General features: G+C 46.9%; 14 protein-coding genes and 3 tRNA genes. 4 read left to right on the forward strand and 13 right to left on the reverse strand.

Annotated features, from left to right (window positions below; translation table 11 throughout):
* From IJ369_RS06175 to IJ369_RS06185, 3 genes are all read right to left on the reverse strand, one after another.
* A partial coding sequence (locus IJ369_RS06175; protein ID WP_290717276.1) for a hypothetical protein occupies window positions 1-332 on the reverse strand: 332 nt, incomplete at its 3' end.
* Between the two features lie 29 nt (window positions 333-361).
* Window positions 362-1,234 carry a radical SAM protein gene (locus IJ369_RS06180; protein WP_290717277.1) on the reverse strand — a complete coding sequence of 291 codons (873 nt, stop codon included), beginning with the start codon at window positions 1,232-1,234 and terminating at the stop codon, window positions 362-364.
* Window positions 1,235-1,704: 470 nt separating this feature from the next.
* Complete coding sequence (locus tag IJ369_RS06185) at window positions 1,705-2,175, reverse strand: hypothetical protein (RefSeq protein ID WP_290717279.1); 471 nt, start codon at window positions 2,173-2,175, stop codon at window positions 1,705-1,707.
* A gap of 219 nt (window positions 2,176-2,394) precedes the next feature.
* On the opposite strand from IJ369_RS06185, the gene cls reads away from it, so the two are divergent.
* Window positions 2,395-3,864, forward strand: a complete 1,470-nt coding sequence (cls, locus tag IJ369_RS06190; protein ID WP_290717281.1) for a cardiolipin synthase — start codon at window positions 2,395-2,397, stop codon at window positions 3,862-3,864.
* A 13-nt stretch (window positions 3,865-3,877) separates the two neighbouring features.
* Complete coding sequence (locus IJ369_RS06195) at window positions 3,878-4,627, forward strand: acyl-[acyl-carrier-protein] thioesterase (RefSeq protein WP_290717283.1); 750 nt, start codon at window positions 3,878-3,880, stop codon at window positions 4,625-4,627.
* Here IJ369_RS06195 and IJ369_RS06200 read toward each other — a convergent pair.
* From IJ369_RS06200 to mazG, 10 genes are all read right to left on the reverse strand, one after another.
* Entirely contained in the window at window positions 4,611-5,099 is a 489-nt protein-coding gene (locus tag IJ369_RS06200; RefSeq protein WP_290717285.1) for a hypothetical protein, read from the reverse strand. The genes IJ369_RS06195 and IJ369_RS06200 overlap by 17 nt on opposite strands.
* A gap of 50 nt (window positions 5,100-5,149) precedes the next feature.
* A tRNA-Val gene (locus tag IJ369_RS06205) sits at window positions 5,150-5,222 on the reverse strand.
* A gap of 29 nt (window positions 5,223-5,251) precedes the next feature.
* Window positions 5,252-5,323, reverse strand: a tRNA-Glu gene (locus IJ369_RS06210).
* 12 nt (window positions 5,324-5,335) lie between these two features.
* A tRNA-Met gene (locus tag IJ369_RS06215) sits at window positions 5,336-5,409 on the reverse strand.
* A gap of 81 nt (window positions 5,410-5,490) precedes the next feature.
* Entirely contained in the window at window positions 5,491-5,793 is a 303-nt protein-coding gene (locus tag IJ369_RS06220; protein ID WP_290717287.1) for an FtsB family cell division protein, read from the reverse strand.
* 35 nt (window positions 5,794-5,828) lie between these two features.
* Complete coding sequence (gene yabQ / locus IJ369_RS06225) at window positions 5,829-6,338, reverse strand: spore cortex biosynthesis protein YabQ (RefSeq protein ID WP_290717289.1); 510 nt, start codon at window positions 6,336-6,338, stop codon at window positions 5,829-5,831.
* Between the two features lie 12 nt (window positions 6,339-6,350).
* Window positions 6,351-6,632, reverse strand: coding sequence for a sporulation protein YabP (gene yabP, locus IJ369_RS06230; protein ID WP_290717291.1), 282 nt, complete (start codon window positions 6,630-6,632; stop codon window positions 6,351-6,353).
* Between the two features lie 66 nt (window positions 6,633-6,698).
* Window positions 6,699-6,938, reverse strand: coding sequence for an RNA-binding S4 domain-containing protein (locus IJ369_RS06235; protein ID WP_290717293.1), 240 nt, complete (start codon window positions 6,936-6,938; stop codon window positions 6,699-6,701).
* 77 nt (window positions 6,939-7,015) lie between these two features.
* Window positions 7,016-7,291, reverse strand: a complete 276-nt coding sequence (locus IJ369_RS06240) for an HU family DNA-binding protein (RefSeq protein ID WP_290717295.1) — start codon at window positions 7,289-7,291, stop codon at window positions 7,016-7,018.
* Window positions 7,292-7,317: 26 nt separating this feature from the next.
* Complete coding sequence (mazG, locus tag IJ369_RS06245) at window positions 7,318-8,121, reverse strand: nucleoside triphosphate pyrophosphohydrolase (RefSeq protein ID WP_290717297.1); 804 nt, start codon at window positions 8,119-8,121, stop codon at window positions 7,318-7,320.
* Window positions 8,122-8,352: 231 nt separating this feature from the next.
* Between mazG and IJ369_RS06250 the strand changes: the two genes are divergently transcribed.
* On the forward strand, window positions 8,353-9,207 hold the full coding sequence (locus tag IJ369_RS06250; RefSeq protein WP_290717299.1) for a sulfide/dihydroorotate dehydrogenase-like FAD/NAD-binding protein: 855 nt from the start codon (window positions 8,353-8,355) through the stop codon (window positions 9,205-9,207).
* Window positions 9,208-9,221: 14 nt separating this feature from the next.
* Window positions 9,222-10,216 (forward strand): FAD-dependent oxidoreductase (locus IJ369_RS06255; protein ID WP_290717301.1); only part of this gene is annotated, 995 nt, incomplete at its 3' end.

Raw genomic sequence — 10,216 nt, forward strand, 5'->3', positions numbered from 1 at the left:
ACATACCCCTGTATCTGGGCCTGCGCCACGCTGTAGAACATCATCAGGAAGATGACGAAATACAGAAACCAGAACAATGCCGGATGTTTCTTTCTCTGCTTGATATTCCAGCCGCGGATCTCCGTCAGCCCTCTGCGGCAAAGCATGAAAAGGATAAAGCAGATAAGTACCATCAGCCCGTTTACCTGCATGCCTTCCTCAAAACTGATGGCCATAGCAAGGATAGGCAAAAGCCAGCCTGTCAGGATGCCCCAGCCCAATCGGCCTGTGGTCACAGCCAGGAAAATACACCAATATATCGTTATCAATGTGACAAAACCCAGCCACGCCATACTACCGAACTCCTTAAACTATTACAAAATCAGATTCCACGGAAAACATCAGGACGGAACTTGCTTCTCTGTCTGCTTGTTTCGATCTGACCTAAAATTTTATCTTTTTCTTTATTCAATGTGCCGCCCAGGGGGATATAGTTGGAAGCATGATTGGAGCGGAACATGGTGCCTTCCGCATCCACACTGCGGATAAACAGTTCTGTTTCATCCAACACTTCATGGGGCGTCAGCAGTTCGATTTCCCCTCTGTTATACTGATCGTGCATTTCTGTGCCGGGTTCGATCATCAGTGTCAGGAAACCAACATATTCAGGCTTGATGGCAGAAATGACGCGGGCACTGCCCAGGGCATGTTCTTTCCACAGCTTTTTACCGCCCAGACCAGAGATCACTGTCATGGACAGGATCATGCCTGCTTCACGCACTTTTTTGCCTGCTTCGATCATTTCATCGGCTGTTACGCCTTTCTTTACTTCCTTCAGCACTTCGTCCGCGCCGCTTTCCAGGCCCATGTAAACCATATCCAGGCCTGCTTCCTTCAGCTGTTTCAGTTCTTCAGGCGTTTTGCCCAGAATATCCTTGGGCGCACCATATACGGAAATACGTTCTACTTCAGGGAAATATTCATGGCATTTATCCAGGATATACAGCAGATCCTTTGTTTTTACGATCAGGGCATCGCCATCCGCCAGGAAAATACGGCGCACTTTGATACGGCTATAATATCTTCTTGCCATTTCCAGATCTTCCGCCACCTCTTCCAGGGGACGAATACGGAATTTTTTATCCTTATACATATTGCAGAATGTGCAGGTGTTTCTGGCACAGCCGATGGTCAGCTGAATGATCAGACTGCCTGCTTCACTGGGGGGTCTGTAAACAGTACCTTCATATCTCATGGGTTCATCTCTCCTTCAAATCGATTTTTTACATACTATGGGGGAGAAACCTTTGGTTGCTCCTCCTAGCCATCTTTTCTATTATACAGGTGAAAATATAAATTTTTCAATACCTATTTCTTTCTAATTGACAAGTCGTCGAAATTTGTCTATAATATAGCCTGTATTTTTACGTTAATACGGCCTTTGTTCATCAAACAGAGTGAATCCCGGTACAAGATGCCGAGGGGTGGCGGGCTTGCCCTGCTGTTCCTTTTCGTCTGTGCTGTGGGGGATCGAAGGGCGATGATTCGGCGGAAGAAGGCGGAACTGCTTCGGCAGACACACACCCATTCTCCAAATTTTTCCAAAGCGACATCATTGGCTTTATTAAAAAAACATGGCGGTAAAGTTTCGGCTTTGCCGTCTTTTTTATTAAGCGCCTGGCGCCAAAAAAAGCCCCTTCCAAAGAAGGGGCTTCGTTTTTGTTCTTATTTCTTGCTCTGTGCGCTCTTTTCTTTCATTGTTTTGTTTGCGCTTGCAACAACTTTTTCAGACAGAGTCTTTTTCTTTTTATCTTCCAGATTCATGCCTGTGATGCCAACGATGTACATACCAGCCAGATCAACCTTTACAGTTTTCTTTACGGGCATTACCTGGTAAACAGGCTTATCGCACATCAGTGTTACGATCTGAGGGCCAACTTTTGCACGAACCAGATTTGTTTTACGCATCTTTGCAGATTTGGGCATCTGTTCATAAACAGCCTTGGGCATGTTGGAAGGAGAGGGTTTTTCCTGTCTCTTATCGATGACGAAGATCTGAACTGTGGTGCGGTTCTGATCAATGAAATCCTGCGCCTGGATCATTTTCTTCATACCTCTTTTGTTCAGGTAATACATCCCTGCACAAAGCAGCGCCAAAACTACGATGATGATGATCAAGATATCAGAAATGTTCAAAATATTTCCTCCTTTATTACTAGCACGCAAAATGACAAGCATTTTGCCGTAATTTTTCACGGTCTTACTATTTTACCATCGTTTTTCACTTTAGGGAAGAGAAAATCGTGATTTTTTTCGATTTTTTTCATAAAAGGAGCGGTTGCGCCCCGCTGGAAAGATATAGTATACTATTACAATATAGATTTGTTACCATAAGTCTGTGAAAGGAGGATGCGTATGAACAGTATATTATTCTGGATCGCGTTATTTGCGCTGATCGTGCTGATCGTCAATGTCATCCTTTCTGGTCTTGTCGTATTTTTCGAGCGCAGAAACCCCGCCAGCACATGGGCCTGGCTGCTGGTGCTGCTGTTTGTGCCCATTCTTGGTTTCGTTGCCTATATGATCTTCGGCCGAAACAGCAAACGAGAAAAAATGTTCCAGAAAAAAGAAAAATACGATCAGGAAGTTTACTATAAATATCTGCTGCGGGATGTTCATTCTGCAGAAAACATCCGTGATCAGAAACGTTATATCGAAAACAAAGGGACCCTGGTAGAGGCTGCATATCTCACCGATCTGGCCCATATGCATCTGAACAGCGGCAACTGGATGACCTTCAATAATACAGTGGAATATTTCAACAACGGGAAAGACAAATTTGAAGCCCTGGTGCAGGATATCCGCAATGCCAAAAAATTCATCCATCTGGAATATTACATCTGGCGCGGAGATCGGCTGGGCACCCGTTTGGTGGAAGAACTGACGAAAAAAGCTGCAGAAGGGGTCGAGGTCCGTATTCTGTATGACGGCATCGGCAATTCCGCTCTGCCCCGCCATTTCTTCGACAGGCTCCATACCGCAGGGGGCTATACAGCGGCTTTCCTGCCCCGTTTCGTTATTCGCCTGAATTACCGTAACCACCGCAAGCTTGCCATCATCGACGGGGAGATCGGCTATATCGGCGGCTTTAACGTAGGGGATGAATACCTGGGCATCGTCAAACGCTACGGCCCCTGGAGAGATACGCACCTGCGTTTCCAGGGTGACGCCATCGACCAGATGCAGATGCGTTTCATCAAAGACTGGAATTTTACCACAAAAAAAGGCATCATCAAGCTGAGCGAAAAATACTTCCCCAAACGGGAACAGTTCGACGGGGTGCGGACACAGATCGTTTCCAGCGGCCCCGATACCCAGTGGAAAAATGTACGCAACGGCTATTTTAAAATGATAAATGAGGCGGAAAGCCATATTTACCTGACCACCCCCTACTTCGTGCCTGACGATGGTATTTTCGAAGCCTTGCGGGTAGCTGCCCTTTCCGGGCTGGATGTGCGCATCATCATCCCCGGCAACCCGGACCATTTCTTCGTTTACTGGGCAAGTATGTCCTATCTGGGGGAACTGCTGGAAGCAGGCGTAAAGGTATATCAGTATGAAAAGGGCTTCATCCATGCTAAGGTGCTGACCATCGATGGTACAGTCTCTTCCGTTGGCTCCGCCAATATGGATATCCGCAGCTTTGAGTTGAATTTCGAGGTCAATGCCTTTATGTATGATGACAATATCACAAAAGTATTGGAAGACGATTTTATGAACGACCTGCATTGCTGCGTGGAGATCACAAAAGAATGGTATCGCCGCAGAAGATGGTGGTTTAAGGTACACGAAGCCATTGCAAGGCTCATCTCGCCTATGTTATAAGGAGGAAAACCGTATGATGGACAGAATTGGATATGAAGAAGAACGAAAGGTTCGCTTTTTTCAGATCGACAGCAACAGCTGCATGACCCCTGCAGCTTTGCTCTCCAGCCTGCAGGAAATGGCCATTACCCATTCCGATACACTGGGCTATACCATCGATTACATGCTGGAGCACCATTGGTTCTGGTCTGTGCTGAACTGGCACCTGAAGTTATACCGTATGCCCAAATACGGAGAAAAAATCTTCCTGCAGACCTGGAACGATAAATTTGCCCGTTTCCAGGCAAACAGAAGCTTCTTTATTCTGGATGAAGAAGGAAATAAACTGCTGGAGGGCGTTTCACGCTGGGTGTTCATGGATCTTGAAAAGCGCAAACCCACCAATGTGCCCGAAGGCATGGCAGAAAAATACCACGCAGGCCAGCTTTCCGCCATCGAAGGAGAAAAATTCCTGATGCCCAAGGAACCAGAAGGGGAACTGATCTGCAGCAGAGATGTGGTGGTGACCAGAAGAGATACGGATACCAACGGCCACGCCAACAACGTAAAATATCTGGAATGGGTCATGGACGATATCCCCGATGAAATTTACGTGGATATGGCACTGAAGGATATCCGCATTGTTTACCGCAAGGAATGTATGCGCGGCGACACCGTAACCGTCAAAACCTTCCTGAAAGATGTGGAAGAAGGCAAGGAAGTGGGTTCCTTCCTGTATGATGGGGAAACGATAGTGGCTCAGGTCATCACGCTTTGGCAGTAAAGCTCTTCGCAGTCAACGCCAGCAAAAGCTGGCTGGGGGCATAGAAAAGCCAGACCAGATGCGGAACAGGGGTAAAGAAATATCCCCATACCACGGCCATATCGCAGCAAATGAATAACACAAGACCTAAGAGGTACAGCTTTCGGGAAAGGGAGGGCTGTGCCTTTTCTTTTTGCAGTGCAAGAAAAAAATGGAGCAGAAACAAGAACGCATAAAGGCCGCCAAGAACGGTCAGCGGCAGAAATACGCCCAACGGAAGGAAAAACAATGCCCGCCAGAAGAAAGACACACCTTTCAAATTGTAAAGATATGCCAGCTGGACGAGAAGAAAAAAGGAAATACCTGCGGCATAAAAATCTGTAAAAAGGAGAAAGCCATCTGCAAACAACGTTAGAAATGCCGCCAGCGGCATTCCATATCGAAAAGAAAGCAGAAAACAGAAAAAAATCCATAGAAAACGAATGATATCCAAAATAAAAACACCTCTTGGAAAAGGATTTCCAAAAGGTGCTTTTTTATAGATGGAAGTTACAGGGCTCGAACCTGTGACCCTCTGCTTGTAAGGCAGATGCTCTCCCAGCTGAGCTAAACTTCCATAATTTTAACATATTTAATTTTCACGGATGACCCGTAGGGGAATCGAACCCCTGTTTCAGCCGTGAGAGGGCCGCGTCTTGACCGCTTGACCAACGGGCCTTAAAAGTAGAGTAGCGGAGGAGGGATTTGAACCCCCGACACCACGGGTATGAACCGTGTGCTCTAGCCAACTGAGCTACTCCGCCACAAGCTGACTTAGTCAGTATAACGTTTCGTTCAGATTTTGTCAAGGCTTTTCTCCGAATTTTTTACAAAAAATTTGATTTCTATTGGCTGCGATTGATATACAGGATCTCGTTGGATTTCACCATGCCCAACTGTTCTCTTGCCACCTGTTCGATATAGGCATCGCTGGTGTAATATTCCCTGCGGGTCTCAAATTCCAGCTGTTTTTCCTGTTCGGCTTCGATCTCAGCCGTAACCATAGCCAGTTCTTCCTGCAGCTCCTGATAATGGAGAGCCTGCTTGCCAATGCCGACGGAAACCGTCACAACAAATACAAATAAGAACACCCTCACGAAAAGGCTGGATGGTTTTCTGGATTTTTTGATTTTCTTTCTATGTTCCATAAAAAAGCTCCCTGCTGTGTTCCTATTTTCTTCGACTATTTTCTTCGAAGCATCCGCCAATCCAAATGGATATGATGTATTATCATTTTCACACAAAGTTTCATCGATTGCAATAGTTTTTTCTGTTGTTTATCGCAAAATCTTCCAATCCGTCCCAAAGGGCGACGAAAAAGGAGATACAACAGCCGGAAAGGCGTGGTAACGATGCGCCAGAAAAGACCTACTATGTATTTCACCAGACGGATGATGGTATCGCTGACAGCGATGACCAATCGGCTGAGGGTCAGGAAATAAAGCCCCATGCCGCCAAAGAGCCCCAGTATGGTGAAAAAACGAATTTCCCCTGCGCTGGCCCGCAACATGACGCTGAACACCAGAAATACGGCCAACAGCCAGAAGAGACCATCCTCTACCTGTACCCAGAAGGGTTTATGGCGCAAAGCATGGCGGAACACCCGCAAACCATCGTACAACAGGCCCATGCCGCCGCCCAGCAGGACGGTCAGCAGGAAAAGGCCGGCCTGTGCATGTAATGAAAGGATCATAGCACCCGCCCCTTATCGAAACAGTTTCCCAAGGATAGAATGTTTTTCCGCCAGGGTGCCATCGGAATAGGTCACGCTGTCGATGCTGCCATCTACGATGACGTCCCCCGCGTCCAAGTCCAGCTTGCCGATATGCATGCCTGCCCCCTTCAGCATCAGAAGCCCGCAGGTGGTCTCCATCATGATACCCTCTTCATCAAAGGACAGCACCTCCAGCACACCGCCGATGCGCACTTTTTCCCGTTCTTCCATATTCAATGTATGTCTACCGGTTCTTTTCTTCTCTTCTGCCATAAAAAACGCCCCCTCTGTTCCAAGGATATGCGGACAGAGCGAAAAAAAGACGCCTGCAGCGTCTTTTTATACAGAACGATACATGCCTGCGGCGTCTTCTTTTTTGGTGGATTCTTTCAGATCAAGAACTTCCACCTTTGTGGTGTTGTTGCCGAACTGGATCTCGATGATATCGCCGATTTTCACTTCCGCGCCGGCTTTGACCACCTTGCCGTTGATCATCACCCTGCCTGCGTCGCAGGCTTCATTGGCGATGGTACGTCTTTTGATGATGCGGGATACTTTCAGAAATTTATCAACTCTCATAAAGGATACCTCCCCTTTCGATTTTAGTAAAAAAGCCCTTTCTTCGCAGAAAGGGCCGGATTCCTTTTGGGAATGAATTATTTGTTGATCGCGTCTTTCAGAGCTTTACCAGCTTTGAATCTGGGAGCTTTGGAAGCGGGGATGGGCATTGCTTCGCCTGTCTGAGGGTTTCTGCCTTCGCGAGCTGCTCTTTCAGCTACGTCGAATGTGCCGAAGCCTACCAGCTGTACTTTGCCGTTTGCTGCCAGTTCTTCTGTTACTACTTCTTCAAAAGCTTTCAGTGCTTTTTCAGCATCTTTTTTGCTCATTTCTGCTTTTTCTGCAATTGCTGCAACCAGATCAGATTTGTTCATTTGTGTTTGCCTCCTAAAAATTTCATTTATGATTTCATTGAACGAAGCTTGATTTTTGCTTCATCCCAGAGTAAATCCATTTCCTCCAGCGTCATGCCGGAAAGGTCTTTTCCCTGCAAAAGGGCGGATTTCTCAATATATTCAAATCTATTTATAAACTTTTTGATGGCTTTTGTCAAGGCAAACTCAGGATTTATTTTCAAAAACCTTGAGATATTCACCAGAGCGAACAAAATATCCCCAAATTCCTCCTCGATATTGCCGTTTTCAGCCCTTGCAGCCTCTTCCAGTTCCTGCACTTCTTCATAGACCTTCTTTAAGGCATCTTCTGTCACAGGGAAGTCGAAACCAACATCCGCCGCCTTCTTCTGCACCTTTCTGGCACGGATGAGGGCCGGCAGGGCATCGGGCACATTTTTCATCACTTCCGTCTGGGTCTCTGTATGTTTTTCTTTCTTCTTCAGTTCTTCCCAGTTGACCAGCACCTGTTCCGCTGTGTCCACCTTCACATCCCCGTTGCCAAATACATGAGGGTGTCTGTAAATCATTTTTTCACAAATGCCACGGATCACATCTTCGATGGTGAAGCCGCCCTTTTCCGCTTCGATCTCCGCATGAAAGACCACCTGCATCAGAACGTCCCCCAGTTCTTCCTTCAGATTTTCCATATCGCCCTTATCGATGGCATCTGCCGCTTCGTAGGCTTCTTCCAGCATGTCCATACGGATAGATTCATGGGTCTGCACTCTATCCCAGGGGCAGCCGTTTTCCCCCCGCAAAATTTTGATGACCTGCACCAGATCATCCAGTGTATATTTCTTTTCCTCCATGTCGGATTCCTCCTTGTCTTATAAGTGGGACAAAAAATGTCCCATTCTTGTTTGTTTCCCATAAACTTTTCCATTCTTTTTGATGGAAAAATAGCGTTTTTCCGTCTTTCACCAAATATCCTTTTGTGTTATGATAAATACAATCTACATATTAGCAAAAATATGCCCGAAAGAAAAGCCTTTCGGAAAAACCAAAACCATAGAGAGAAGTAGAGAAAGGAAGGAACCCCCATGTTTCGTATCGTAAATAAAAGAGAACTCAACAGCATGGTCACACTTCTGGAGATCGAAGCGCCTTTTGTAGCGAAAAAAGCACAGGCAGGCCAGTTCATCATCTTCCGTGTAGACGAATTCAGCGAAAGAGTTCCCCTGACTATTGCAGATTATGACAGAGAAAAAGGCACAGTAACCATCATCTTCCAGAAGGTTGGTCTGTCCACAAAAATGCTGGCAGCAAAAGAAATCGGCGACACCATTCAGGACTTCGTTGGCCCCCTGGGCGTTGCCACAGAATACGAAGGCATGAAAAAAGTTGCTGTTGTAGGCGGCGGCGTAGGCTGTGCCATCGCATACCCTCAGGCAAAGGCTCTGCACGAACTGGGCGCAGAAGTTGACGTGATCGTTGGCTTCCGTAACGAAGATATCGTCATCCTGGAAGAAGAAATGAAAGCCGTTGCTACAAACTATCACCTGATGACAGACGACGGTTCCAAAGGCGAAAAAGGCTTCGTAACAGATAAACTGAAAGCCCTGATCGAAGCTGGCAACAAATACGATGCTGTGATCGCCATCGGCCCCATCCCCATGATGAAATTCGTCAGCCTGACAACAAAACCCTTCGGCATCAAGACCATCGTTTCCCTGAACCCCATCATGATCGACGGTACAGGCATGTGCGGCGGTTGCCGTGTCACAGTTGGCGGCAAGATCAAATTTGCATGTGTTGATGGTCCCGACTTTGATGGCCACGAAGTAGACTTTGACGAACTGATGAACCGTAACTCCATCTACAAAGCAAGAGAAGCGGAACTGACAGAAACACACATCTGCCGTATGGATAAACTGGCAAATGAACTGATCAAATAAGGAGGTACGGTATCATGGCAAATATGAGTCTGGAAAAAATCAAGATGCCCGAACAGGCACCTGATGTGAGAAATAAAAACTTTGAAGAAGTAGCACTGGGCTACACAGCAGAAATGGCAGTGGAAGAAGCAACAAGATGCCTGAACTGCAAACACAAACCCTGCGTAAGCGGCTGTCCCGTAAACGTACGCATCCCCGAATTTATCGCTGAAGTGGCAAAAGGCGACTTCATGGCAGCTTATAAAGTCATCACTTCCACAAACGCTCTGCCCGCAGTTTGCGGCCGTGTTTGTCCTCAGGAAAGCCAGTGCGAAAGCAAATGCGTACGCGGTATGAAAGGCGAAGCAGTAGCTATTGGCCGTCTGGAACGTTTCGTTGCGGACTGGTACATGAAAAACTGCGATGAAATGCCTGAAAAACCCGCATCCAACGGCAAGAAAGTGGCTGTCATCGGTTCCGGCCCTTCCTCTCTGGCATGCGCAGGCGACCTGGCAAAACAGGGTTACGAAGTAACAATGTTTGAAGCATTCCACAAAGCCGGCGGCGTACTGGTTTACGGTATCCCCGAATTCCGTCTGCCCAAGGCAATCGTGCAGAAAGAAATCGATAAACTGTCCGCTCTGGGCGTAAATATTATGACAAACATGGTTATCGGTAAAGTTCTGTCCATCGATGAAATCATCGACGATATGGGCTTTGATGCAGTATTCGTAGGCACCGGTGCTGGTCTGCCTTCCTTCATGGGCATCCCCGGCGAAGCGCTGGTTGGCGTATACTCTGCAAACGAATACCTGACCAGAATCAACCTGATGAAAGCATACCTGTCCGAATACGACACACCTATCCGCAACAGCAAATCCGTAGCCGTTGTTGGCGGCGGTAACGTTGCCATGGACGCAGCAAGATGTGCAAAACGTATGGGCGCTGAAAACGTATACATCGTATACCGTCGTTACGAAGCAGAAATGCCTGCTCGTCTGGAAGAAGTTCACCATGCAAAAGAAGAAGG

Source organism: Anaerotignum sp. (genome assembly GCF_017483025.1).
Lineage (GTDB): Bacteria > Bacillota > Clostridia > Lachnospirales > Anaerotignaceae > Anaerotignum_A.